Source organism: Streptomyces sp. NPDC087440, from assembly GCF_044744005.1.
Lineage (GTDB): Bacteria > Actinomycetota > Actinomycetes > Streptomycetales > Streptomycetaceae > Streptomyces.
Genome location: NZ_JBIUXN010000006.1, coordinates 52,044 through 75,847 on the forward strand (window position 1 = coordinate 52,044; position 23,804 = coordinate 75,847).

Annotated in this window: 21 protein-coding genes and 1 riboswitch; of the genes, 7 read left to right on the plus strand and 14 right to left on the minus strand. The window is 71.7% G+C overall.

Features of this window, described 5'->3' with window-relative positions:
• Nucleotides 1-171 precede the first annotated feature (171 nt).
• Nucleotides 172-813: a TetR/AcrR family transcriptional regulator gene (locus tag ACIO3O_RS14855; protein ID WP_401745347.1), complete on the minus strand. Its 642-nt coding sequence runs from the start codon at nt 811-813 to the stop codon at nt 172-174.
• Nucleotides 814-1,015: 202 nt separating this feature from the next.
• Here ACIO3O_RS14855 and ACIO3O_RS14860 point away from each other — a divergent pair, with 202 nt between their 5' ends.
• Together ACIO3O_RS14860 and ACIO3O_RS14865 are read left to right on the plus strand one after the other, a co-directional pair.
• A complete protein-coding gene (locus ACIO3O_RS14860; protein WP_401745349.1) occupies nt 1,016-1,573 on the plus strand; it encodes a DUF6230 family protein in 558 nt (185 codons plus the stop codon).
• Nucleotides 1,564-2,790: a DUF6114 domain-containing protein gene (locus ACIO3O_RS14865; RefSeq protein WP_401745351.1), complete on the plus strand. Its 1,227-nt coding sequence runs from the start codon at nt 1,564-1,566 to the stop codon at nt 2,788-2,790. Before ACIO3O_RS14860 ends, ACIO3O_RS14865 begins: the two co-directional genes overlap by 10 nt.
• 27 nt (nt 2,791-2,817) lie before the next feature.
• Here the strand turns inward: ACIO3O_RS14865 and ACIO3O_RS14870 are convergent, their stop codons facing one another.
• A complete protein-coding gene (locus ACIO3O_RS14870; RefSeq protein ID WP_401745353.1) occupies nt 2,818-2,970 on the minus strand; it encodes an SCO1431 family membrane protein in 153 nt (50 codons plus the stop codon).
• A gap of 129 nt (nt 2,971-3,099) precedes the next feature.
• Nucleotides 3,100-4,476: a peptidase C39 family protein gene (locus ACIO3O_RS14875; RefSeq protein ID WP_401745354.1), complete on the minus strand. Its 1,377-nt coding sequence runs from the start codon at nt 4,474-4,476 to the stop codon at nt 3,100-3,102.
• Between the two features lie 275 nt (nt 4,477-4,751).
• Here ACIO3O_RS14875 and ACIO3O_RS14880 point away from each other — a divergent pair, with 275 nt between their 5' ends.
• A complete protein-coding gene (locus tag ACIO3O_RS14880) occupies nt 4,752-5,336 on the plus strand; it encodes a uridine kinase (protein ID WP_401745355.1) in 585 nt (194 codons plus the stop codon).
• 424 nt (nt 5,337-5,760) lie between these two features.
• Nucleotides 5,761-7,653 (plus strand): AAA family ATPase, encoded by a 1,893-nt coding sequence (locus tag ACIO3O_RS14885; protein ID WP_401745357.1) that lies wholly within the window; start codon nt 5,761-5,763, stop codon nt 7,651-7,653.
• A gap of 231 nt (nt 7,654-7,884) precedes the next feature.
• On the opposite strand, the gene ACIO3O_RS14890 is transcribed toward ACIO3O_RS14885, so the two are convergent.
• The 10 genes from ACIO3O_RS14890 to ribD all read right to left on the minus strand — a co-directional run bounded on the left by ACIO3O_RS14890 (nt 7,885) and on the right by ribD (nt 16,543).
• Nucleotides 7,885-8,994 (minus strand): hemolysin family protein, encoded by a 1,110-nt coding sequence (locus ACIO3O_RS14890; RefSeq protein WP_401745359.1) that lies wholly within the window; start codon nt 8,992-8,994, stop codon nt 7,885-7,887.
• Complete coding sequence (locus tag ACIO3O_RS14895) at nt 8,991-10,343, minus strand: hemolysin family protein (RefSeq protein ID WP_401745361.1); 1,353 nt, start codon at nt 10,341-10,343, stop codon at nt 8,991-8,993. The genes ACIO3O_RS14890 and ACIO3O_RS14895 overlap by 4 nt, the downstream gene beginning before the upstream one ends.
• A gap of 244 nt (nt 10,344-10,587) precedes the next feature.
• Nucleotides 10,588-11,046 carry a PH domain-containing protein gene (locus tag ACIO3O_RS14900; protein WP_401745363.1) on the minus strand — a complete coding sequence of 153 codons (459 nt, stop codon included), beginning with the start codon at nt 11,044-11,046 and terminating at the stop codon, nt 10,588-10,590.
• Nucleotides 11,047-11,075: 29 nt separating this feature from the next.
• Nucleotides 11,076-11,924 (minus strand): ATP phosphoribosyltransferase, encoded by an 849-nt coding sequence (hisG, locus tag ACIO3O_RS14905; RefSeq protein WP_401745365.1) that lies wholly within the window; start codon nt 11,922-11,924, stop codon nt 11,076-11,078.
• A gap of 54 nt (nt 11,925-11,978) precedes the next feature.
• Nucleotides 11,979-12,251 (minus strand): phosphoribosyl-ATP diphosphatase, encoded by a 273-nt coding sequence (locus ACIO3O_RS14910; protein WP_401745367.1) that lies wholly within the window; start codon nt 12,249-12,251, stop codon nt 11,979-11,981.
• Between the two features lie 56 nt (nt 12,252-12,307).
• Nucleotides 12,308-12,793 carry a 6,7-dimethyl-8-ribityllumazine synthase gene (gene ribH, locus ACIO3O_RS14915; protein ID WP_401745369.1) on the minus strand — a complete coding sequence of 162 codons (486 nt, stop codon included), beginning with the start codon at nt 12,791-12,793 and terminating at the stop codon, nt 12,308-12,310.
• Between the two features lie 36 nt (nt 12,794-12,829).
• Complete coding sequence (locus ACIO3O_RS14920) at nt 12,830-14,164, minus strand: bifunctional 3,4-dihydroxy-2-butanone-4-phosphate synthase/GTP cyclohydrolase II (RefSeq protein WP_401745371.1); 1,335 nt, start codon at nt 14,162-14,164, stop codon at nt 12,830-12,832.
• Nucleotides 14,161-14,814 (minus strand): nicotinamide riboside transporter PnuC, encoded by a 654-nt coding sequence (locus ACIO3O_RS14925; protein WP_401745373.1) that lies wholly within the window; start codon nt 14,812-14,814, stop codon nt 14,161-14,163. The genes ACIO3O_RS14920 and ACIO3O_RS14925 overlap by 4 nt, the downstream gene beginning before the upstream one ends.
• A complete protein-coding gene (locus ACIO3O_RS14930) occupies nt 14,811-15,428 on the minus strand; it encodes a riboflavin synthase (RefSeq protein ID WP_401745375.1) in 618 nt (205 codons plus the stop codon). The genes ACIO3O_RS14925 and ACIO3O_RS14930 overlap by 4 nt, the downstream gene beginning before the upstream one ends.
• 2 nt (nt 15,429-15,430) lie before the next feature.
• Nucleotides 15,431-16,543: a bifunctional diaminohydroxyphosphoribosylaminopyrimidine deaminase/5-amino-6-(5-phosphoribosylamino)uracil reductase RibD gene (gene ribD, locus ACIO3O_RS14935; RefSeq protein ID WP_401745376.1), complete on the minus strand. Its 1,113-nt coding sequence runs from the start codon at nt 16,541-16,543 to the stop codon at nt 15,431-15,433.
• A gap of 178 nt (nt 16,544-16,721) precedes the next feature.
• A riboswitch (FMN riboswitch) is annotated at nt 16,722-16,852 on the minus strand.
• Nucleotides 16,853-17,133: 281 nt separating this feature from the next.
• Between ribD and ACIO3O_RS14940 the strand changes: the two genes are divergently transcribed.
• Nucleotides 17,134-19,509 carry a chitinase C-terminal domain-containing protein gene (locus ACIO3O_RS14940; protein WP_401745378.1) on the plus strand — a complete coding sequence of 792 codons (2,376 nt, stop codon included), beginning with the start codon at nt 17,134-17,136 and terminating at the stop codon, nt 19,507-19,509.
• 89 nt (nt 19,510-19,598) lie between these two features.
• Here ACIO3O_RS14940 and ACIO3O_RS14945 read toward each other — a convergent pair whose 3' ends face one another.
• The gene (locus ACIO3O_RS14945; protein WP_401745380.1) at nt 19,599-20,759 is read right to left on the minus strand and encodes an ROK family transcriptional regulator; all 1,161 of its coding nucleotides are present in this window, start codon (nt 20,757-20,759) and stop codon (nt 19,599-19,601) included.
• 122 nt (nt 20,760-20,881) lie between these two features.
• On the opposite strand from ACIO3O_RS14945, the gene ACIO3O_RS14950 reads away from it, so the two are divergent.
• Together ACIO3O_RS14950 and ACIO3O_RS14955 are read left to right on the plus strand one after the other, a co-directional pair.
• Entirely contained in the window at nt 20,882-22,063 is a 1,182-nt protein-coding gene (locus ACIO3O_RS14950) for an MFS transporter (protein WP_401745381.1), read from the plus strand.
• A 143-nt stretch (nt 22,064-22,206) separates the two neighbouring features.
• Entirely contained in the window at nt 22,207-23,604 is a 1,398-nt protein-coding gene (locus ACIO3O_RS14955; RefSeq protein ID WP_401745383.1) for a uracil-xanthine permease family protein, read from the plus strand.
• The last annotated feature ends 200 nt before the right edge of the window (nt 23,605-23,804 follow it).

Consider the following 23,804-nt stretch of genomic DNA (forward strand, 5'->3'; position numbering starts at 1 on the left):
GGCGCGCGCGCAGGGTGTGGGCGGCGCCGCCGAAGGTGACTCGATCCCAGCCTGAACCACCGCTCCGGGTTACGGAAGCGGACTGTCCGGGGCTGTGGCGGCTGAGTATGCCCGATCGCACCCGTTCCGTCACGGGTCGAAAAGCCGCAGGCCGGGCAGGGCGGCGGGGTGTTACGCGACCGTGTCGTCCGGCGGCGGGGCGGGGCACTGGGGCACGAGTTCGCCGATGGTCTCCAGGGTGGCCCGCAACAGTCGTACGAGCAGGGTGCGCACCTCCTCCTGCGGCGGCTGCGCGGGGTCGCCGATCCAGTCCAGCGTGACGCCCTCCACGGCGGCCATCCAGCCGAGCAGCGCCAGTCGCGCCGTGGCGGGGATGTCCGTGTGCCCGTACGCGCCCTCCGCGAGGGTGGCCAGGAGCTGGGTGCGCACGGAGTCGCGGATCGACTGCACCTGGACGTCGAAACCGACGCCCCCGGTGACGATGGTGCGGTACGCGGCCTGGTGGTGGCGGGCGTAGTGCAGATAGCCGTCGACGGTGTGCTGGACCCGTTGCGCGCGCGGGAGTTCGCGGTGGCTGCCGGCCCTGGCGACGAGTTCGGCGACGGACTCCTCGACGATGGCCAGGTAGTAGCCGCGCTTGTTGGTGAAGTAGTAGTAGATCAATCCCTTGGCGACGCCCGCGTGGCGCGCGATGTCGTCCATGGAGAGGGCGTCGTAGGAGGTGTCGGCGAACAACTTCCGGCCAGTTGCGATGAGTTCGGCTCTGCGCGCCTGGGATTTCCCGGTCGTTCCGCGCTGTTGACTCATATTCAAATTACGTCCTACTCTCCCAGTCCGGAAGGATCGCCGCCGCAGTATTCCACGGCCCTGTTCGCCTTCCGCCACGGATGCACCGCATGCACGTTCCCTGCGCAATCTCTGCGACGTACGGGAGGACCCAGTGAGCGCAGCAGCCAGGAAGCCGGAGAAGCGAGCACCGCTCCCGGAGGGCAGAACGGGGTGGCGCAGGAGCGCCGTGATCGCCGTTCCGGCCGTCCTCGCGGTCGGGGCGATGGCGGTGCTGATGGGCCAGGGGGCACTGGCCGCGTCGTTCGCCGTCTCGGGCACCAGCTTCCAGGTCTCCTCGGGGAAGCTGACGAGCAGCGGTCTGTCGTCGTACGTCCAGACCGACCGCTCCGTGGACGGCAAGGGGCACCCGGTGGCCCTGCTGGGCATCGGGAACGCCCGGCTCTCCGACATCTGCCAGTCGGCGCGGGTGAAGACCCCGGTCGGCACGGTGGTGTTCAAGCTGATGGCGGGCGGAGAAGCGGGCGAGGTGACCGCCAGCAACCTCATCATCGACGGTGAGGACCTGACCGGCGACGCCCGCTTCGGCACGGCGCAGATCGGCCGGGACGCCTCCACGCTGGACGCCGTGCAGGGAGTGCGGGGCGAGCCGGGCAAGTTCGGGCTCCAGGCGGGGAACATCGAGGTCGCGGGAGTGCGGTCGCACGCCTGGTCGGCGACGGGCGGCAACTTCCGGCTGAAGGGGCTCAAGCTGAATGTGAGCCTGGACGGCAAGCAGTGCTTCTGAGCCGGTGGGGCGAGAGCACCGGGCGACCGGGCCGGTGGGGCGGGAACACCGGGCGACCGGGCCGGTGGGGCGGGAACACCGGACGACCGGGCCGGTGGGGCCGAAACCCCCGGTGGCCGGGCCGGTGGGGCGGAGACGCCGGACGGCCGCAGGCGCGCGGCACCGGCACCGGTGCGCGTCGGGAAACGAGCACCGGTGCCGGTGACCGGGCGAGCACCGGCACCGGTGACAGGGGCGGCCGCCTCTGGCGCGGTCGGCTCGACGCCCGCCTCCCCTGGCCCCGGCACCGGCACCGCTTCCGGGCCTGGCGGCGGCGCAGGCCGTTCTGGGCGGGCCTCCTGCTGGTGCTCGCGGGCACCGAGCTGCTGCTCGTCCCCCTGTCGCCGCTGACGGTGCTGGTGAGCCTGGGGCTCGGGGGCGTCGCGGCCATCGGCATCGGCCTCGCGCTCATCGCGGCGGCCCTCTTCCTGTGGTTCCTGCCGCACACCCGCCACTACGTGAGCATCAACGCGCTGATCCTGTCGGTGCTGTCGTTCGCGGCGACCAACCTGGGCGGGTTCCTGGTGGGCACCCTCCTCGGCATCGCGGGCAGCGCCATGGGGTTCGGCTGGTCACCGGTCCAGGAACCCGAGAACGACGGCCGGGCCGACCGTACGGGAGACGACTCCCCGGGGAGCAACGCCGACGGCACCCGCACGCCGCCCCGGGTGCGCGACCACCGCGGCCCTCGCACCCTCGCGGTCGCCCTCCCCGTCGCCCTGCTGGCGTCCGTCGCCGCACCGGCGCACCGGGCGCAGGCCGCACCGGACACCCTCGCACCACGCGTGCCGCCGACGGTGACCACGACCCGCTTCGCACCCCAGGGCTTCCTGATCGCCGGGGTGACCCAGGTGCGGACCGCCGACGGGCCGCTGAAGGTGATGGTGCTGCGGATGAAGGCGGCGTCCCTCACCGACTACCGGCTGCGGACCCGCGACGGCCGCGACGAACTCGCTCTGGGCGCCGACAGCCTGGACCTCAGCGGCGACGTCACGCTCTACCTGACGAAGTTCAGCGGCTGCCTGGAGGGACTGCTGTGCCTGACCTTCACCCCGGACGGGCTGCCGGTGCCCCCGGTGGTGCCGCCGTTCGTCTACATGACGGACGTCAGCGCGGAGCAGGCCATGGTCACCTCGGACGTGATCGTCACCCGCGGGCTGACGCTCGGCGCGTCCTGACCGCCGGCACCGCGCCCTCCTGCGGCGTCACATCAGCCCCGCGCCCGTGACGAACATCGCCACGACGACGACCAGCGTCCAGCCGAGCACGTGCTCCAGGAGCTTCGGCCCGTCCTGGTCGTCGGGGCCGCCGGTACGGGCGTGCAGGCGGGAGAACAGGGCGGCGGAGGCGGCAGTCATCAGGGAGCTCGCAGTACGGGGAGGCGGCGGAAGGGGGGCGCGGGTGCCCGCGCCCCCCCTTCACAGTGCCAGCGGGACCGGCCCCGGAACAGATGACATAGGTCACCGCCCCGGGGCCGGAAGACCGTGTCAGCGCACGCCGAGCGACCCAAGTGCCCTGTGCTGGGCGGGGGTCGCCGCCAGGGGCCAGTACAGGTAGCAGACGCCTCCTGCGGCGGACGCCACCTTGCCGTCCGTGCTGCGGCGCTTGGTGCGCAGCCAGACGTTCTCGAACTCGCGCCTCTTGTAGACACGGCGCACGGCGTCGTTGGTGGGGGCCGCCGGGTCGTGGACGATCACGTCACCGGTGCCGGTGAATCCGACGACGGCCATCAGGTGGCCGGAGGTGCCGTAGCCGGCGCCGGTGAGTTCGCCCTTGAGGAAGGACTGCGACGTTATGGCGGGGATGCCCGCACGGATCAGGTTCTCCAGATCGTTCAACGATCCCAACCGGGTGATCACGGCGTTCATGTCGCGGTAGGTGGCGGCATAGGCCGCGTTGAAGGGCCAGTTCCCACAGCCCTCGTACTGGTGGTCGTAGGTGTACCGGGCCGCGTGGCACACCTGGGGGTCGGCGTACGCGGGGTTCACCCAGGCCAGGTCCGCGGCACTCGGGCCGCGTCCCCAGCGCTCCAGGACCATCGTCGAGGAGGTGGGGCTGCACCACGCCTCTCCCCCGTTGTCGTACTCCGGGTACTGGCCGAGGTGGATCTCCTGGGAGTGGCGCGGCACCTTCACCTCCCCCGCGCGCCGGGGCGCCGAAGCGGGGACCGTGAAGCGGTCCGGCACGGCGGAGGACATCGCCCCGACGCGCCACAGGAGCGGGGTCGCACCGCTGCCGGGCAGCCGGTACAGGATGACCCGGAGCTGGTGGCCGATCAGCCGGTTCTTCCCGGTCGCCGGGTCGGTCACCCCGACGGTGTCCGTGGAGACGCTGCTGCGCCCGTCGCCCTGGCCGTCCACGGAGGTGCGCCGGATCTCGCTCTCCCCCGACGCCCAGCGCCCCATGACGTACCAGGGCGTGCGGGAGCCGTCCTCGTACGCCCCGCACAGTTCGACGGCGAGCCAGGTGCCGGGCGGGGTGGCGGCGTTCCAGGAGGGGACGATCTCGGTGGCGGGGACCCGGCTGCGGTGCAGCGGCGAGGTCCAGACCGCGTACTCGTAGGAGCCGGTGCGGCCGGTGTGCGGGTCGAGGTAGGTCGTCACGCCGTCCGGCGTGCCGATCGTCAGCCCGGGGCGCGGGCCGTCGGAGACCCGGGTGCCGGGGCCGGTGCCGGAGCGCCAGTCGTCGGGGGTGGTCCAGAAGCGGTTGTCCACGGTGTTCATGGTGCCCGGGGGAACGGTGGCCGAGGCGGGCAGGGCGGGGACGGCGGCGGTCGCGAGGACGGCGGCGAGCACGGCCCGGCGCGAGGTGCTGCCGGGGCTCGGCCGGACGGAGGGATCGGGACGCGGTGCGGGTGCGGTCATGGGCGAGGACTCCCGGTCGGACGGACGGGTGGGGACGGGCGCGTGAAGCGGATACGGCGGACACGAGCGGGCACGGACACGGGAACCGCCCCGGACGGACTCCGGAGCCGTTCCGGAACGACGCGCACCACACCCGCACGGCCCCGGCCGGGCGACATGGCTACCCCGCCACCCCCTCCCGTATCCGGGCCGCGCCCCATACTGCGACCGTCCACCCCCCTGACCTGCGGCGGCGCGCGGAGCACGGGGCTCGGAGGACTCGTAGGGTGGCCAGCGTGAACAGCATCGCCCCGCTCGCCGCCCGGCTGAGCGCCCTCCCCCCGTCCCTCGGCCCGGTCCGGCTGATCGCCGTCGACGGGCACGCGGGCTCCGGCAAGAGCACCTTCGCCGGGCGCCTGGCCGACGCGCTCGGCGGTGCTCCCGTACTGCACCTCGACGATCTCGCCAGCCACGACGCCCTGTTCGCATGGACCGACCGGCTGCGCGCACAGGTCCTGGAGCCCCTCTCCCGGGGCGAGCGTGCGCGGTACGCGCCGTACGACTGGACGCACCGGCGCTTCGGACCCGAGCGGTACGAGCTGCCGCCCGCGCCCGTCGTCGTCATGGAGGGCGTCGGAGCGGGGCGCAGCGAGCTCCGGCCACTGCTGGCGCACCTCCTCTGGATGGATCTGGACGCCGAGCGCTCCTGGGCGCGCGGGCGCGAACGGGACGGAACGGCACAGTCCGCCTTCTGGGACGGCTGGACCCGGGCCGAGACGCGGCATTTCTCGGCGGACCCGTCCCGTCCGTTCGCCGACACCCTGATACGTCAGGTGCGTGAGGGGTACGAGTGGCGTGAGGGGACCCCCGCGACCGCGTGAGCGAACCGATCCATCACGCACCGTGACCACCCGTCCGGGGCTTGCGGAACGGCCGGAAAACCGCCCCCGCGAGTGCCCCAACTCCGCTTGACCCGGGGGGCGTACAGGTCTTACGTTCTCAATGTGCGGCTTTCCGAAGTCGCCCGCAGACACGAAGCCCCCGGTTGTTCCCCCGTGATCGGGGGCTTCGTTCTGCCCTCGCCCCCTTCACTCGGGTGCTTTCGGAGCCACTCCGCTCACCCAGGGTCACCATCACCGCACCCCTCGCGCCACCCTTATTCAGGTGCCCCCTGCCCAGGTACGATGCCCTTCGGTGCGGTCAATTCCCGTCCGGGACACAGCGGTTCGGGCATATGCCAACGACAAAGGGTCACTGGCACACGCCCGGCGCACATCACGGGGGGCACGGTCTGTGGGGGACGTGATGGACTTCGGCACGCAGGGCACGCACGCCCCGGCCGACCTCGCCTGGCTGCGCGGCGTGGACGCCTACACGATGGGGGCGTATCCGCAGGCGGAGGAGGAATTCCGGGCGGCGGTACGACTCGATCCGGGCATGGCGGACGGCTGGCTCGGCCTGCACGCCCTGCGCATCGACACGACGACGGCGCTGTTACGGATGTACCGGCACCGGGAGCGGTTCGGCGAGCAGCGCGCCCGGCACCGCAGGACGCTCAACTCCTGGTACTGGCTGGGCTGGTGGGTACAGCCGGTCCTCGAAAGCCCGCGCGACCTGCTCCTCGCGCACGCCTCGCACTGGCTGGACGGCCGCCATGTGCCGGAGCTCGACCGGGCGTTGGCGGGACTGCCGCCCGTGGACACGGACAACCAGGTGCGCTTCCTGCACGCGTGCCGGGCGTATCTGGTCAAGGACTGGGAGCAGTTGGTCCGGCACACGGACTCACTGGTGGACGATCCGCTGCTGGGCATCGAGTCGGGGCTCTTCGGCGGAATGGCGCGCGTACGACTGGAGATGTTCGGGCAGGCCGAGCCGCTGCTGTCGGCCTCGCTGATGCGCTGCCGCAGTGAGCAGCCGCAGCGCAAGGAGCTGCGGTACTGGCTGGCGCGGGCCCACGAAGGCACCGGGCGCTCGGCGGCCGCGCTGCCGCTGTACCGGGCCGTGCACCGGGTCGACCCGGCCTTCATGGACACCGCGGCGCGACTCGCCGCGATCTCCGAGGGCGACGGCCTCGACGGCTACGACGAGTCGGCGGCCGGGCTGGCGACCGTATCGCTGGCCAGTCAGGACTCCGTGGAGTCGCAGGGCGAGCTGGACACCCTGGAGGGCGGCGGGGACCTGCGCCTCAGCGGCGACGGGAACCTGCCGTTCGGGGGCGCGGTGCCGCCGGGTCCGCGCAGCGGCGTACGCGAGAAGGCCGGACCGCCCCGGCCCACCGGGCTGCCGCCCTTCCCCGCCGGGCCCTCCGACCCGGCGCTCCTGGAGCAGGCACTCGGGGAACTGGACCGGATGGTCGGCATGGAGCCGGTGAAGCGGCAGGTGCGGGCGCTGTCGGCGCAGCTGAACATGGCGCGGCTGCGGGCGGGACAGGGGCTTCCGGTGCAGCCGCCGAAACGTCACTTTGTCTTCTCCGGCCCCTCGGGCACCGGCAAGACGACGGTGGCGCGGATTCTGGGGCGGGTCTTCTACGCGCTCGGGCTGCTGGGCGGGGATCACCTGGTGGAGGCCCAACGGGCGGACCTGGTCGGCGAGTTCCTCGGCCAGACGGCGGTCAAGGCGAACGAGCTGATCGACTCCGCGATGGGCGGCGTGCTCTTCGTGGACGAGGCGTACAGCCTCGCCAACTCCGGCTACAGCAAGGGCGACGCGTACGGGGACGAGGCGCTTCAGGTGCTGCTGAAGCGGGCGGAGGACAACCGGGACCACCTGGTGGTCATCCTGGCCGGGTACCCGGAGGGCATGGACCGGCTGCTGGCGGCGAATCCGGGGCTGTCGTCGCGCTTCACGACCCGGGTCGACTTCCCGAGCTACCGGCCGCTGGAGCTGACCAGCATCGGGGAGGTGCTGGCCGGGGACAACGGGGACGTGTGGGACGAGGAGGCGTTGGAGGAGCTGCGGAGCATCAGCGGTCACGTGGTCGACCAGGGGTGGATCGACGAGCTGGGGAATGGGCGTTTCCTGCGGACGCTGTACGAGAAGAGCTGTGCGTATCGGGACTTGAGGCTGTCGGGGTACGCGGCGACGCCGACCCGTGACGATTTGTCGACCCTGCGGTTGCCGGATCTGATGCAGGCCTACGGGGAGGTTCTGTCGGGGCGCGGGCCCCGCACGGCGGAGCCGCCGGGGGGCGGGCTGTAGGCCCGGGGGGGAGGCAGGCCCTGACGCCGTGTCCCGCCGAGGGGGCGGCACCTGTCCCCTGTGCTGCGTACCTTCCCCAGTACCGGGGTGTTTTCGCCCCGGCCCCGCCCCTTCACCTAAAGCGCTCGGCCGCGCGGCTTGTGGTGGGTTGCTCGCGCAGTTCCCCGCGCCCCTGAAAGGGGCGCGGGGAACTGCGCAAAAACGCCAGCCGCGACGCGCCCGCAGCGGCACCTACCCCGCCATCGCCTCCGGCAGCCTCGCCCCCCGGCGCTCCGCCGGGCGCGGGACCTGAGGGGACACCGGAGCATCCCGGTGGGCCGGGTCCCGGACCTCGCCCACCAGCTTCTCCAGGACGTCCTCCAGGGCCACCAGCCCCAGCACCCGCCCCGACGCGTCCGCCACCTGCGCCAGGTGGGTGGCCGCCCGCCGCATGACGGACAGCGCGTCGTCGAGCGGGAGCTCGGCCCGCAGCGTCGGCAGCGCGCGCCACACCTGCTGCGGCACCGCCCGTTCGGCCTCGTCGAGGTCCAGGACGTCCTTGACGTGGACGTACCCCATGAAGGCCCCGAGCGGGCCGGGCGCGCAGACCGGGAAGCGCGAGTAGCCCGTGCGGACCGTCAGCTCCTCGATCTGTCGGGGCGTGACGGACGGATCGACCGTCACCAGCGAGGGCCTGCGCAGCAGGACGTCGGTGATCGGGCGGCTGCCCAGTTCCAGCGCGTCCTCCAGGCGCTCCTGCGCGCCCGGTTCCAGCAGGCCCGCCTGTCCGGAGTCCTCCACCAGACGGTTGAGCTGCTCGCTGGTGAAGACGGACTCGACCTCTTCCTTGGGTTCGACCCGGAAGAGCTTGAGGACCATGCGGGCGCACCAGCCCAGCGCCGCCGTCACCGGTCGGCACAGGCGGGCGAAGGCCACCAGGCCCGGGCTGAACCACAGGGCGGTCTTCTCCGGGGCCGCCATCGCCAGGTTCTTCGGCACCATCTCGCCGATGACCAGGTGCAGGGCGACGACGACCGCGAGGGCGATCGCGTAGCCCAGCGGATGGACGAGGGCGTCCGGCACGTGGGCGGCGTGGAAGACCGGCTCCAGGAGGTGGGCGACCGTCGGTTCGGCGACCGCGCCCAGCGTCAACGAGCAGACGGTGATGCCGAATTGGGCCGCCGCCATCATCTGCGGGAGGTGCTCCAGCCCGTACATGACCTGCTTGGCCCGCGACGAGCCCTCCGCGGCGAGCGGTTCGATCTGGCTGCGGCGCACCGAGACGAGGGCGAACTCCGCGCCGACGAAGAAGCCGTTGGCGAGGACCAGGAGGAGGGCGAAGAGGAGTTGCAGCGCGCTCATCGGACCGCCTCCGTGAGCTGCTTCGCGCCCGCCGCAGCAGTGGTGCGCACCAGGCGGACGCGTTCCGCCCGGTAGCGGTCGACCTGGCGGACGGACAGCTTCCAGCCGGGGAGTTCGGCCCGGTCGCCGGGGGCGGGGATGCGGCCGAGGAGGTCGGCGACGAGGCCGGCCACCGTTTCGTACGGGCCGTCGGGGACGTCGAGTCCTATCCGGCGCAGGGTGAGGACCCGGCAGCTGCCGTCGGCCTCCCAGGACGGGCTGCCGTCCTCGGCGGGGGCCACGGCCGCGAGTTCGGGCCGGTCCGCGCCCTCCGCGTCGTGTTCGTCGCGGACCTCGCCGACGAGTTCCTCGACGATGTCCTCCAGGGTGACCACCCCGGCCGTGCCGCCGTACTCGTCGACGACGACCGCTATCGGCTGCTCGCTGCGCAGCCGCTCCAGCAGCTGCTGCACGGGCAGGGTCTCCGGTACGAGGAGGGGTGCGACGGCGATCCGGCCGACCGGGACCCGGATGCGTTCGTGCACCGGCACCGCGAGGGCGTCCTTGAGGTGCACCATGCCGACGATCTCGTCGATGCGCTCCCGGTAGACGGGGAAGCGCGAAAGCCCGGTGGCCCGGGTCAGGTTGAGGACGTCGGCGGCGGTCGCGGTCGACTGGAGCGAGGCGACCTTCACGCGCGGCGTCATCACGTGCTGCGCGGTGAGGTGGCCCAGGGACAGGGTCCGTACGAAGAGGTCGGCCGTGTCCTGCTCCAGCGTCCCGGCCTGCGCCGAGTGGCGGGCCAGGGAGACCAGTTCGCCGGGCGTGCGGGCGGAGGCCAGCTCGTCCGTCGGCTCGACGCCCAGCATCCGTACGAGACGGTTGGCGGTGGCGTTGAGCAGGGTGATCACCGGGCGGAACAGGGTGGAGAAGCGGTGCTGGGGCCCTGCCACGAAGCGGGCGACCTGGAGCGGTTTGGACACCGCCCAGTTCTTCGGCACCAGTTCGCCGATCACCATCTGCACGGCGGACGCCAGCAGCATGCCGATGACGACGCTGACGCCGGAGACGGCGCCCGTCGGGATGCCGACGGCGGTCAGCGGTCCGTCGAGGAGCTGGGCGAGGGCGGGCTCGGCGAGCATGCCCACGACGAGCGAGGTGAGGGTGATGCCGAGCTGGGTGCCGGAGAGTTGGAAGGACAGCTCGCGCAGGGAGTTCACGACCGTGCGGGCGCGCTTGTCGCCTGCGGCGGCGGCACGTTCGGCGTCGGGCCGCTCCACCGTGACGAGGCCGAACTCGGCCGCCACGAAGAAGCCGTTGGCGAGGATCAGGAGGAACGCTGCGGCGAGCAGCAGAAGCGGGATGGTCATGCCGCCGCCTCATCAGGAGAAGAGGGGGCGGCGCAGGTACTACCGGACGATCCGTCCATTGCTGGAGGGAGTCACTCCTTGGGTCGAAGGTACGACCCCGCGGGGCCCCGGAGGGCCGGAAGTGGCGGGGCGGCGCGCACTTGGCGCACCACCCCCCAGAGTAATCAACAAGGCACCCGCATGGGCAGGTGCACAGCCCGCGTGTGTACGGAGGAGGGCTCGGCCCGCGGGTACGGGAAGGGGCTCAGCCCGCGTGCGTACCGCGCGCCTCGACCAGGTCGCGCAGTGCGCGGGCGTCGCGGATGGCCTTCTCCTTGGCGATGCCCGGCTGGATGCCGAGCGCCGGGAGGCTGGTGCCGTCGCTGAGGTCCAGGAAGACCCAGGCGTCGCCGGGGCGCAGGTTGACCTTGAGGATCTCCGCCCAGGCGAGCCGCCGCCTGGTGGTGAGGTTCACGACGGTGACGCCGTCCTCGTCGGCGACCACCTTGGGGCGGCTGAGCAGCAGCAGGACGCCGAAGAACAGCGCGCCGGTGAACACGAAGGTGAGCCGCTCGCCGGGGCCGAGCCCCTCCAGCAGGAACCCGATCGCCGAGACGACCACGAACATCGCGGTGCCCACGGTCAGCAGCACCGCCCTGGTCCGGTTCGGCCGGAAGGTGACCGGGAGGGCGGGGAGCTGGGGCTGCGACACGGCGGGCGGCATCCTTCGTACGTACAGAGAAAGGCGGCGGGTCAGAGACGGCAGGCGTGGATGGCCGTGGTGAGGATGGCGCGCGCGCCCAGCTCGTAGAGGTCGTCCATGATCCGCTGGGCCTCCTTGGCGGCGACCATGGAGCGGACCGCGACCCAGCCCTCGTGGTGCAGGGGGGAGATGGTCGGGGACTCCAGACCGGGGGTCAGCGCGACGGCCTTCTCCAGGTGCTCGACCCGGCAGTCGTAGTCCATCATCACGTACGACCGGGCCACCAGGACGCCCTGGAGGCGGCGCAGGAACTGCTGGACCTTGGGGTCGTCGGCCTCGGCGCCGGTACGGCGGATGACGACGGCCTCGGAGGTCATGATCGGCTCGCCGAAGACCTCAAGACCGGCGTTGCGCAGCGAGGTGCCGGTCTCCACGACGTCGGCGATGACCTGGGCGACGCCCAGTTCGATGGCGGTCTCGACGGCGCCGTCCAGGTGGACGACGGAGGCGTCGATGCCGCGCTCGGCGAGGAACTTCGCGACGATGCCCTCGTAGGAGGTGGCGATCGTCTTGCCCGCCAGGTCCTCCACCGAGGTTGCGGTGCCCGGCTTGGCGGCGAAGCGGAAGGTGGAGCGGGCGAAGCCGAGCGGCAGGATCGGCTCGGCGCCGGCCCCGGAGTCGACCAGGAGGTCTTCGCCGGTGATGCCGATGTCGAGGCGGCCGGCCGAGACGTAGATCGCGATGTCCTTGGGGCGGAGGTAGAAGAACTCCACCTCGTTGGCCGGGTCGACCAGGACGAGTTCCTTGGACTCCTTGCGCTGCTGGTAGCCGGCCTCATGGAGCATCGCCGACGCAGGTCCGGAGAGGGAGCCCTTGTTCGGGATGGCGATGCGCAGCATGAGGTCAGCTTCCTTTGATGCGAAGGGAACAGCGGGGTGGAGGGAGAGGCGTGCTCAGAGGTGGGCGTAGACGTCGTCGAGCGAGATCCCGCGGGCGACCATCATCACCTGGACGTGGTACAGCAGCTGCGAGATCTCCTCGGCGGCGGCTTCCTTGCCCTCGTACTCGGCGGCCATCCAGACTTCGGCGGCCTCCTCGACGACCTTCTTGCCGATGGCATGCACGCCCTTGTCCACCAGCTCGGCGGTGCGGGAGGTGGAGGGGTCGCCGTTGGCGGCCTTCTGCTGGAGCTCGGTGAAGAGCTCTTCGAAAGTCTTGTTGGCCATGATGGTCCTTAGAGTACGGGGTCGGCCTCCGGCACTGGGCGCCAGGGGGCGGCCGCTCAGCGCCAGGGTTCGGCGACCGTGCGCAGCGTGGTGGCGGTGGCGACGGCGGCGGTGACCGCCTCGTGGCCCTTGTCCTCGGTGGAACCGAGGAGTCCGGCGCGGTCGAGGGCCTGCTCCTCGGTGTCGCAGGTCAGCACGCCGAAGCCGATGGGGACGCCGGTGTCGACGGAGACCTGGGTGAGCCCGTTGGTGACGCCCTGGCACACGTACTCGAAGTGGGGGGTGCCGCCCCGGATGACGACCCCGAGGGCGACGATCGCGTCGTAGCCGCGGCCCGCGAGGACCTTGGCGACGACGGGGAGCTCGAAGCTGCCGGGGACGCGCAGCAGGGTGGGCTCGTCGATGCCCAGCTCGTGCAGGGCGCGCAGGGCGCCGTCGACGAGGCCGTCCATGATCTTCTCGTGCCACTGGGCCGCGATCACCGCCACGCGCAGGTCGTTGCAGTTCTTGACGGTCAGTTCGGGTGCACCCTTGCCGCTCACGCTGGTTCTCTCTTCTTGAGTGCTTGCTGAGTGTGGTTACTGGTTGCCGCAGGTGGGGGCGGCTGCGCCGTCCAGCCAGGGCAGGTCGTGGCCCATGCGGTCCCGCTTGGTGCGCAGGTAGCGCAGGTTGTGCTCGCCGGCCGTGACGGGCATGGCCTCGCGTGCGGAGACCGTGAGTCCGTTGCGTACCAGCGCGGTGATTTTGTCCGGGTTGTTCGTCATCAAACGCAGGCTGCGGACGCCGAGGTCGGTGAGGATCTGGGCACCGGCCGCGTAGTCGCGGGCGTCGGCGGGCAGGCCGAGTTCGAGGTTGGCGTCGAGGGTGTCGACGCCGCGCTCCTGGAGTTCGTACGCACGCAGCTTGGACAGCAGGCCGATGCCCCGGCCCTCGTGGCCGCGCAGGTAGACGACGACGCCCCGGCCCGCCTCGGTGACCTTGCGCAGCGAGGCGTCGAGCTGGGGGCCGCAGTCGCAGCGCAGCGAGTGGAAGATGTCGCCGGTCAGGCACTCGGAGTGCAGCCGGACCAGGACGTCCTCGCCGTCGCCGAGGTCGCCGTGGACGAGCGCGACGTGCTCGACGCCGTCGGGGGCGCGGTAGCCGAACGCGGTGAACTCGCCGAAGGAGGTGGGGAGGTGGACCTCGGCCTCGCGCAGGACGGCGGGGGCGGGGGCCGGGGTGGCGGCGGGGGTCTCGGTGGCGCGGCGGTAGGCGATCAGGTCCTCGATGGAGATGATCGTCAGGCCGTGCTTGCGGGCGAAGGGGATCAGCTCCGGGAGGCGCAGCATGACGCCGTTCTCGTCGGCGATCTCCACGATGGCCCCGGCGGGGCGCAGTCCGGCCAGGCGGGCGAGGTCGACGGCGGCCTCGGTGTGGCCGTTGCGGACCAGGACGCCACCGGCGCGGGCGCGCAGCGGGAAGATGTGGCCGGGGCGGACGAAGTCCCCTGCCGTGCTCCCGCCGGAGGCCAGCAGCCGCAGTGTGGTGGCGCGGTCGGCGGCGGAGATGCCGGTGGTGACGCCGTGCTCGGCACAGGCGTCGACGGAGACCGTGAAGGCGGTGCGCATCGACTCGGTGTTGTGCTCGACCATCTGCGGCAGCGCGAGGCGCTCCAGCTCCGGGCCCTCCATGGGGGCGCAGATCAGGCCGCGGCACTCGCTCATCATGAACGCGACGATCTCGGGCGTGATGAGCTCGGCGGCGACGATCAGGTCGCCCTCGTTCTCGCGGTCCTCGTCGTCGACGACCACGATGGGGCGGCCGTTTGCGATGTCGCGGATCGCCTGCTCGACGGGGTCGAGGACAAAGTCTTCGTGGAGGTCCATGTGTGCCTCCCGGCTGTCGTACGGGGCGGGGGTCAGGGCGGTGGTCATGCCGTGGCTCCTTCCAGTGCGGGCGCTGCGGCGGCGCGGGAGCGCAGCCACCAGTCCCGCATCCCCCACAGGACGAGGGCGAGGTAGATGACGTACACGAAACCGGAGAAGGCGAGGCCGCTGGAGAAGGCGAGCGGGACGCCGACCAGGTCGACCAGCAGCCAGGCGAACCAGAACTCGACCAGGCCGCGGGCCTGGGCCACCATCGCGGCGAGAGTGCCGACGAAGATGTACGCGTCGGCCCAGGGGCTCCAGGACAGCGACGGGTAGAGGGTGAAGATCCCGCCGACGGCGAGGGTGCCGAGCGCCGCGCCGCCGAGGAGCAGGCCGCGCTCGCGCCAGGTGGCGAAGCGGACGGCGATGGTGCCGTCCTGGGCCTGCTGCTTGCCGCGCTGCCACTGCCGCCAGCCCCACAGGGCGACGCCGATGACCAGGAGCTGCTTGCCGACACCGCCGCTGAGGTGCACGGAGGCGTAGGCGGCGACCAGGATGACGCCGGAGGCGAACTGGGCGGGCCAGGTCCATATGGAGCGCCGCCAGCCCAGGGCGAGGGCGAGCAGGCCGACCGTGTTGCCGATCATGTCGGACCAGAGGATGTGCTGGCCGAAGGCCGTGAAGGCTTCGGAGTTGAGCCAGGACAGGGCGCTCACTTCACGGTCTCCTTGTCGGTGTCATTGCGGGTGCCGAGCAGCCGCTCGACGTACTTGGCGAGGACGTCCACTTCGAGGTTGACCGGGTCCCCGGCCTGCTTGATGCCGAGCGTGGTCAGCGCGAGGGTGGTGGGGATGAGGCTGATGGTGAAGTGGTCGTCGGCCGCGTCGACCACGGTGAGGCTGACGCCGTCGACCGTGATGGAGCCCTTCTCCACGACGTACCGGGAAAGGCCGTCCGGGAGGGCGACCTTGACGATCTCCCAGTGCTCGGAGGGCGTGCGCTCCACGATGGTGCCGGTGCCGTCGACGTGGCCCTGGACGAGGTGGCCGCCGAGGCGTCCGCCGAGCGCCATGGGGCGCTCCAGGTTGACCCGCGAGCCGACGGCGAGGGCGCCGAGGCTGGAGCGGTTCAGGGTCTCGGCCATGACGTCGGCGGTGAATTCGCCGTCGGCGGTGTCGACGACGGTCAGGCAGACGCCGTTGACGGCGATCGAGTCGCCGTGTTTCGCGCCCTCGGTGACCAGGGGGCCGCGCAGGCGGAAGCGGGAGGAGTCGCCGAGGTTCTCGACGGCGGTGATCTCACCCAGTTCTTCGACGATTCCGGTGAACACGCTCAGCGCTCCTTCGGGAGGGCAGTGGGGACGGCGGTGATGCGGAGGTCGGGGCCGATGCGGACCGTCTCGGTCACATCGAGGCGCAACGCCTGCGCGATGGTGGTGATTCCTGCGTCGGCGAGGGCGGCGGGGCCCGCGCCGAGGAGTACGGGGGCCAGGTAGCCGACGACCTTGTCGACGGCTCCTGCGGCGACGAACGCACCCGCGAGGGTGGGCCCGCCCTCGAGCAGCACGGAGCGGATGCCGCGTGCGTACAACTCGCCGAGCAGGGCGTTCACGTCGAGTCCGGTGGCCGAGCGGGGCAGTCGTACGACGTCGGGGAGGTCGGTCGTGGCGTCTTCGGCGACCGCGATCAGGGTGGGCGCGGCGTCGTCCAGGACGCGGGCCCCGGGCTCGATGGTGGCGTGGGTGTCGAGGACGACCCGCAGCGGCTGGACCGCGCCCGCGATGCCGCGTGCGGCGAGGTGCGGGTCGTCGGCGCGCAGGGTGCCGGAGCCGACCACGACCGCGTCGGCCTCGGCGCGCAGGCGGTGCACGTCGGCGCGGGACTCGGCCGAGGAGATCCAGCGGCTGGTGCCGTCGGCTGCGGCGATCCGCCCGTCGAGGGTGGCGGCGTACTTCCACAGGACGTACGGACGGTGCCGTCGTACGGAGGTGAGCCAGGCGGCGTTGCCCTCGGCGGCCTCCGCTTCGAGGAGGCCTTGGGCGACCTCGATCCCGGCGGCGCGGAGGGTGTCCGCTCCCCCGGTGGCCTGCGGGTTCGGGTCGCCGACGGCGTAGTGGACGCGGGCGATTCCGGCGTCGACGAGGGCCTGTGCGCAGGGGCCGGTGCGGCCGGTGTGGTTGCAGGGCTCCAGGGTGACGTAGGCGGTGCCGCCCCGGGCCCGGTCGCCCGCGTCGCGCAGGGCGTGGACCTCGGCGTGCGGGCCGCCGGCGCGCTGGTGGAAGCCCTCGCCGACGACGGTGCCCGTGGCGTCGGTGATGACGCATCCGACGACCGGGTTGGGGCTGGTGGCGCCGAGCGCGCGGGCGGCGAGCGCGATCGCTCGGCGCATGGCGTTCTCGTCGGCCTGGTCGTGTCGACCGGGCTGCTCGGCTGCGGCGGTTGCCACCGGGTCCTCCTGCCTCTTCGGGCACGGACTCCGGGGCCTGTCGATGTCGACAGAGAAAACGGGTGCGTCACGGGGGTACGACAACGGCGACGCCGAGCCGGAAGAGAGGGCTCCGCCCGGGAGAATCCGGGTACGGGCCCGCCGACGGCGGCGTACCGAAAAAGCCTGTGACGGCCCGCCGCGCACTGCCTCCCATCCGGACTTTCACCGTCGGTCCAGGAATTACACCTGGTCAACCGGTCACTGGAGGTGACCGGGTCGCGGACTATAACCGCCGGTTCGGAATTACACCGACCCCGGAGTGCGCTGCTGCTGGTACAGGGCCAGTGTGCCACGACTGATCGGTGGCTATACCAGGGACCGCCTGTGGGCTGACTCACAGCGGTGTGGGCGGGGTCACATCCCGGCATCGGTGTGGGCGGGGTCACCTTTAACTGGTCCAGACCTATTGACGACTTGGTCTAGTCCTTTTAACGTCTGCGTCACCTCCCAGGAGACAGCCCGCCGGTGTGCGCACACCCCGGGCACGCACCACGGACCATCCCCGTACCGTCGCCGTGTGACGCTGAGCCTCCCCAGGAGGACCTGACGTGCTGTCCCCCACCAGACCCACCCGACCTGCGCCTTCTCGCACCCGGGCTTCCCTGCTCGCCGCCACGACCGCGGCCACCGCTCTCGCCGCGCTCCTCGTCGGCACCCTCTCCGCCACCGCCGCCCCGGCGGCCCCCTCCCCCGCCGCCGCGGACAACGAGTCCTGTCGGCCCGACGGGCTCTACAAGACGCCGGGCGTGGACGTCCCGTACTGCTCGGTCTACGACACCGAGGGCCGCGAGAAGATGGGCGCCGACCACCAGCGCCGGATCATCGGCTACTTCACCGGCTGGCGCACCGGCAAGGACGGTCTGCCCTCCTACCTGGCGTCCGACATCCCCTGGGACAAGGTCACCCACCTCAACTACGCCTTCGCGCACATCGGCGGCGACAACAAGATCTCGGTCGGCACGGACGGCGAGAAGAACGCCGCCACCGGCATGACCTGGCCGGGCGTGGCGGGCGCGGAGATGGACCCCGGGCTCCCGTACAAGGGCCACTTCAACCTGCTGAACAAGTTCAAGAAGCAGCACCCGAACGTCAAGACGCTCGTCTCGGTGGGCGGCTGGGCGGAGACCGGCGGCTACTTCGGCGACGACGGCAAGCGCGTGAACTCCGGCGGCTTCTACTCCATGGCCACCAACGCCGACGGCTCGGTCAACCAGGCGGGCATCGACACCTTCGCCGCCTCCACCGTCGACTTCATCAAGAAGTACGGCTTCAACGGCGTCGACATCGACTACGAGTACCCGACCACCATGAAGGACGCGGGCAACCCGCTCGACTGGTCCCTCTCCAACGCCCGCCGCGCCGGGCTGGTCAAGGGCTACGCGGCCCTGATGAAGTCCCTGCGCGAGAAGCTGGACCGCGCGGGCGCCGCCGACGGCAAGCACTACCTGCTCACCGTCGCCGCCCCCTCCTCCGGCTACCTGCTGCGCGGCATGGAGACCTTCCAGGTCCAGAAGTACCTGGACTACGTCAACATCATGTCGTACGACCTGCACGGCGCCTGGAACGAGCACGTCGGCCCGAACGCGGCGCTCTTCGACAACGGCAAGGACGGCGAGCTGGCCGCCGCCAACGTCTACGGCAGCGCGCAGTACGGGGGCATCGGCTACCTCAACACCGACTGGGCGTACCACTACTTCCGCGGCTCGATGCCGTCGGGACGCATCAACGTGGGCCTGCCGTACTACACGCGCGGCCACAAGAACGTGCAGGGCGGCACCGACGGCCTGTGGGGCAAGGCGGCCGCGACCACCTGCCCGGCCGGGTCCGGTCTGACCAAGTGCGGTGACGGCGCGGTCGGCATCGACAACCTGTGGCACGACAAGGACGACAACGGCAAGGAGTCCCCGGCGGGCTCCAACCCGATGTGGCACGCGAAGAACCTGGAGAAGGGGATCGTCGGCGACTACACGGCGAAGTACGGCTTCCCGGCGGGCACCAAGCTGACCGGCACCTACGTCCGCAAGTACGACTCCTCGCTGGTCGCGCCGTGGCTGTGGAACGCCGAGAAGAAGGTCTTCCTGTCGACGGAGGACGACCAGTCGGTCGGCGCCAAGGCCGACTACGTGGTGGACCGGGGCATCGGCGGCACGATGATCTGGGAGCTGGCGGGCGACTACGGCTGGAACGCGGCCAAGGGCCAGTACGAGATGGGGTCCACGCTGACCTCGCTGATGTACGACAAGTTCAAGGCCGCGAAGCCGTACGGGGCCACGGTCTCGAACAAGGCGCTGCCGAAGAAGGCCGTGAACATCGGTGTGGAGTTCGGCGACTTCAAGCTGGGCGACTCCAACTACCCGATCACCCCGAAGCTGAAGATCACCAACAACACCAAGACGGCGCTGCCGGGCGGCACGGAGTTCCAGTTCGACTACTCCACGGCCGCTCCGAACAACGCCTCCGACCAGTCGGGCTTCGGCACCAAGGTGATCAGCAGCGACCACACCGGCAGCAACGTCGGCGGACTGAAGGGCGACTTCCACCGGGCCTCGCTGAAGCTCCCGGCCTGGCAGTCGCTGGCCCCGGGCGCGTCGGTGGACCTGTCCTTCAACTACTACCTGCCGGTCTCCACCCCGTGGAACTGGACGGTGAACATCGGCGGTACGACGTACGCGCTCGCCGGTGACCTGGCGCGCGGCACCGAGACGGTGGAGCCGGGCACGGGCCCCGGCCCCGACCCGACGCCGACGCCCACGCCGACCCCGGGTGCGTGCACCGCGCCCGCGTACGTCGCGGCCACCGCGTACAGCGGCGGGGCGACCGTGTCGCACAAGGGTCACCAGTGGAAGGCCAAGTGGTGGACGCAGGGCGCTGAGCCCGGCACCACCGGCGAATGGGGCGTGTGGCAGGACCTGGGCGCCTGCTGAGGCACCGCTGAGGTCCTGCGTACCGGACCGCGCCCCCACCCTTCGCCCCGGCCCCTTCCCCTCCTGGGGAGCCGGGGCGAAGGGCTGTTCTACCGGGGTGCGAAGAGGTCGTCCTGCGCGGCCTCGCGGGCGATGAGCAGGGCACCGCTGAGCACCGCTGAGCCGCCGAGTTCCCCGGCCCGCACCTCCGTGTGCAGCGGGGAGAGTTCCGCGAGGCGGGCCTCGACGCGGGCGGCGAGGGCCTTGCCGCCCGCGAGGCCCATGTCGCCGCCGAGGACGACGCAGCCGGGGTCGATGACGGCCGCCACGGCCGCCGCCCCGAGGGCGAGGCGTTCGGCGAGGGCGTCGAGGAAGGGTTCGGCCCGCTCGCCCGCGTCCAGGGCCGAGGCGATGACCGCCGGTCCGTCGGGCCCGCCAGGCAGGCCGTGTTCGGCCGCCAGCCGGCAGATCGCGCCGCCGCCCACCAGGGAGTGGAAGCCGCCCTCGCAGCCGGTGGCGGAGGGCAGTCCGGCCGTTCCGGGCACGGGCAGGAAGCCCACCTCGCCCGCGCCGCCGGAGGCCCCTCGCCGTACCTTCCCGTCGAGTACGACGGCCGCGCCCACGCCCTCCCCCAGCCACAGGAAGACAAACGTGTCGTGGGCTCGCGCGGCGCCGAGGCGCTGTTCGGCGACGGCGGCGAGGTTGGTCTCGTTCTCGACGAGGACGGTGGCCGGAAGGCGCTCCTGGAGGACGGCGACCAGTCTGCGGTGCCAGAGCGGCAGCTTGGCGGAGTCACGCAGGTCTCCGGTGGCGGGGTCGATGAGGCCGGGCGCGCCGATGGCGACGGTGTGCAGCGGCGCGGACCCCGCCTCGCGGGCGGTGCGCTCCAGCAGGGCGACGGCCGCCTCCACCGCCTGGTCGGTGGGCATGTCCTCGGGCACCGCGAGGGTCTTCTCGGCGAGCGGGTTGCCGAGGAGGTCGGCGACACCCACGCCGACGCTGTCGGTACGGACGTCCAGTGCGGCCAGGTGGGCGCGGTCGGCGACGATCCCGTACACCCGGGCGTTGGGCCCGCGCCGCTCGGCGCCCCGCTCGCCGACGACCGCGATCAGGCCCGCGCCCTGGAGCCGCTCGACGAGGTCGGCGACGGAGGGCCTGGAGAGGCCGGTGAGCGCCTTGAGCTGTCCCGCCGTGAGCGGACCCTCCTCCTGGAGCAGGTGCAGGGCGCGCCGGTCGTTGATGGCGCGGGCGGTGCTCGGTGAGGCGGGCATGGCCAGATCCTTTCAGATCGCGGACGACTTCCCGCACTATTTATCAGGCAGGCTTCCTGATAGTTTACGGCGCGATACGGAGACGTACGGGAACAGAAGGCGTCCGGGGGCGAAGGGGAATCATGGAATTCGGTACGGAACGGGTGAAGCGGGCGCGGTACGCCATCGCCGCCGTCTTCTGCGTGCACGGGGCGGTGACCGGCAGCTTCGCCACGCGCATCCCGTGGATCCAGGACCACGCGTCGATCAGTGCGGGCCAGCTCGGTCTGGCGCTGGCCTTCCCGGCGCTCGGCGCGGCGGTGGCGATGCCGCTGGCGGGGGCGATCACCCACCGGTTCGGAGCGCGCAACGCGCTGCGCGGGCTGCTCGCACTGTGGACGCTGGCGCTGATCCTGCCGTCCCTCGCGCCCAACATCTGGACCCTGTGCGTGGCGCTCTTCGTGTACGGGGCCTCGGCCGGGATGTCGGACGTGGCGATGAACGCGCTGGGTGTGGAGGTGGAGAACCGGCTCGGCAAGTCGATCATGTCGGGGCTGCACGGCATGTGGAGCCTGGGCGCGCTGATCGGTTCGGCGGGCGGCACGCTGGCCGCGCACCTGGGCAGCGACGCACGGCTGCACCACCTGCTGGCCGCGCTGGTCCTGACCGCGCTCGGCCTGGCCGCCTGCCAGGGCGTGCTGGACCTGCGCAGCGCGCCGGACGCGGAGGCGCCGCCGCACTTCACGCTGCCGCCGAAGTCGGCGCTGATCATCGGTGCGGTGGGCTTCTGCGCGGTGTTCGCGGAGGGCGCGAGCCTGGACTGGTCGGCCGTCTACCTCAAGGACGTCCTGTCGACCGACCCCGGTCTCGCGGCCGCCTCCACGACCGCGTTCGCCCTCACCATGGCGATCGCGCGGATCGCGGGCGACAAGGTGGTGGACCGGTTCGGCGCGGTGCCGACGGTACGGGTCGGCGGTGTGGCGGCGACGATGGGCGGCCTGCTGGTGGTCTTCGCCCCGAACGTCCCGCTGGCGCTGGCCGGGTTCGCGCTGATCGGGCTCGGGGTGGCGGTCGTGGTCCCGCTGGCGTTCGCGGCGGCGGGTCGCAGCGGCCCGAACCCGAGCCAGGCCATCGCGGGCGTCGCCACCATCACGTACACCTCGGGCCTGATCGCGCCGTCGGCGATCGGTGCGGTCGCGGACGCGACGTCGCTGGTGGTGTCGTTCGGGCTGGTCACGGTGCTGGCGTTCGGCCTGGTGGTCGGTGCGCAGGTGCTGCGCGGGGCGGGCCGGGAGACGGCGCCGCTGGAGCCCGCCGCGAAGTAGGGACCTTCCGGCGGCCGTTCCGGGACCCTTTCCGGGGAGTGGGGGCCCGTTTTCAGCCATAACATTTGATCCTGCTCGATCGATCCCGACCGGGCAGGATCACTTGCACAGCTGCATCAGAACAGAGCTGAACGGGAGCACCCATGGGCCTCGGCGTCCGCTGGACCTTGCACGGCGACGGGCGCACACCCGCCCCCGGAGCCGTCGTCCGACCCGATGAACGGCTGTCGTGGCCGCGCACGGCGGGGCTGGGCGCGCAGCATGTGGTGGCCATGTTCGGCGCGAGTTTTGTTGCGCCCGTCCTGATGGGTCTTGACCCGAATCTGGCCATCATGATGTCGGGTGTCGCGACCGCCATCTTCCTGCTGGCCACCAAGGGCAAGGTCCCCTCCTACCTGGGTTGTTCGCTGTCCTTCGTGGGCGTGGCGGCGGCGATCCGGGCGACCGGCGGCGACAGCGCGACGGTCACCGGTGCGGTGCTGGTGGTCGGCGCCGCGCTCTTCCTCGCGGGTCTGGCCGTCCAGCGGTTCGGGGCGCGGATCATCCACGCGGCGATGCCGCCGGTGGTGACGGGCGCGGTGGTGATGCTGATCGGCTTCAACCTGGCGCCGGTGACGGCCTCCACGTACTGGCCGCAGGACCAGTGGACGGCGCTGCTGGTGATGCTCTTCACCGGTTTGGCCGTGGTGGCGCTGCGCGGTTTCCTCTCCCGCATCGCGATCTTCCTCGGGCTGATCTTCGGGTACGGGATCTCCTGGCTCTTCGACCAGGTCTTCGGCAAGATCAACTCGCCGATGGGCGGGGGCGCGGCGGTCGACCACTGGCGACTGGACCTGTCGGGTGTGGCGAAGGCCGACTGGATCGGGCTGCCGTCCTTCCACGGGCCCAGCTTCGAATGGTCGGCGATCCTGGTCGCGCTGCCGGTCGTCATCGCGCTGATCGCGGAGAACGCGGGTCATGTGAAGGCCGTCGGGGAGATGACCGGCGACAACATCGACGACAAGCTGGGCACGGCGATCGCCGCGGACGGTGCGGCGTCGATGCTCTCCACCGCGGTGGGCGGGCCGCCCAACACGACGTACTCCGAGAACATCGGGGTGATGGCGGCGACGCGGGTCTACTCGACAGCGGCCTACTGGGCTGCCGCCTTCTTCGCCTTGCTGTTCGGACTGTGCCCGAAGTTCGGGGCGGTCGTGGCGGCGATTCCCGGGGGTGTGCTGGGCGGGATCACCGTGATCCTGTACGGCATGATCGGCCTGCTGGGCGCCCAGATCTGGATCAACGCGAAGGTGGATCTGCGCAATCCGCTGAACCTGGTGCCTGCGGCGGCGGGAATCATCATCGGGGTCGGCGGGGTGAGCCTGAAGTTCACGGACAGCTTCGAGCTGAGTGGGATCGCGCTGGGGACGATCGTGGTGATCACGGGATATCACGTGCTGAGGGCTTTGGCGCCGGCACACATGAAGGAGGCTGCTGGCGGCCCTGGGCAGCGGGAGCCGCTGCTGGACTCGGGGACGTCGTCGTACGACGAAGACCGCTGAGCCCCCGCGGGGCGGGACGGGCTTCCATGCGTCGTGGCTGGTCGCGCCCCTGAAAGGGGCGCGGGGAACTGCGCAAAACGCCAGCCAAACACCCAGCCGCGCGGCCGAGCGCTTTAGGTGAAGGGGCGGGGCCGGGGCGGAAAAACCCCGGTGCCGGGGGCGACACGAATCGGGCCCGCCCCCGGCGGCCAAGGCTGCCG

Coding starts and splice junctions, on each gene's coding strand:
- ACIO3O_RS14870 (WP_401745353.1), bottom strand. CDS start 2,970: ATGACTGCCGCCTCCGCCGCCCTGTTCTCCCGCCTGCACGCCCGTACC.
- ACIO3O_RS14875 (WP_401745354.1), bottom strand. CDS start 4,476: ATGACCGCACCCGCACCGCGTCCCGATCCCTCCGTCCGGCCGAGCCCC.
- ACIO3O_RS14885 (WP_401745357.1), top strand. CDS start 5,761: ATGGACTTCGGCACGCAGGGCACGCACGCCCCGGCCGACCTCGCCTGG.
- ACIO3O_RS14890 (WP_401745359.1), bottom strand. CDS start 8,994: ATGAGCGCGCTGCAACTCCTCTTCGCCCTCCTCCTGGTCCTCGCCAAC.
- ACIO3O_RS14895 (WP_401745361.1), bottom strand. CDS start 10,343: ATGACCATCCCGCTTCTGCTGCTCGCCGCAGCGTTCCTCCTGATCCTC.
- ACIO3O_RS14900 (WP_401745363.1), bottom strand. CDS start 11,046: ATGCCGCCCGCCGTGTCGCAGCCCCAGCTCCCCGCCCTCCCGGTCACC.
- hisG (WP_401745365.1), bottom strand. CDS start 11,924: ATGCTGCGCATCGCCATCCCGAACAAGGGCTCCCTCTCCGGACCTGCG.
- ACIO3O_RS14910 (WP_401745367.1), bottom strand. CDS start 12,251: ATGGCCAACAAGACTTTCGAAGAGCTCTTCACCGAGCTCCAGCAGAAG.
- ACIO3O_RS14920 (WP_401745371.1), bottom strand. CDS start 14,164: ATGACCACCGCCCTGACCCCCGCCCCGTACGACAGCCGGGAGGCACAC.
- ACIO3O_RS14945 (WP_401745380.1), bottom strand. CDS start 20,759: ATGCCCGCCTCACCGAGCACCGCCCGCGCCATCAACGACCGGCGCGCC.
- ACIO3O_RS14950 (WP_401745381.1), top strand. CDS start 20,882: ATGGAATTCGGTACGGAACGGGTGAAGCGGGCGCGGTACGCCATCGCC.
- ACIO3O_RS14955 (WP_401745383.1), top strand. CDS start 22,207: ATGGGCCTCGGCGTCCGCTGGACCTTGCACGGCGACGGGCGCACACCC.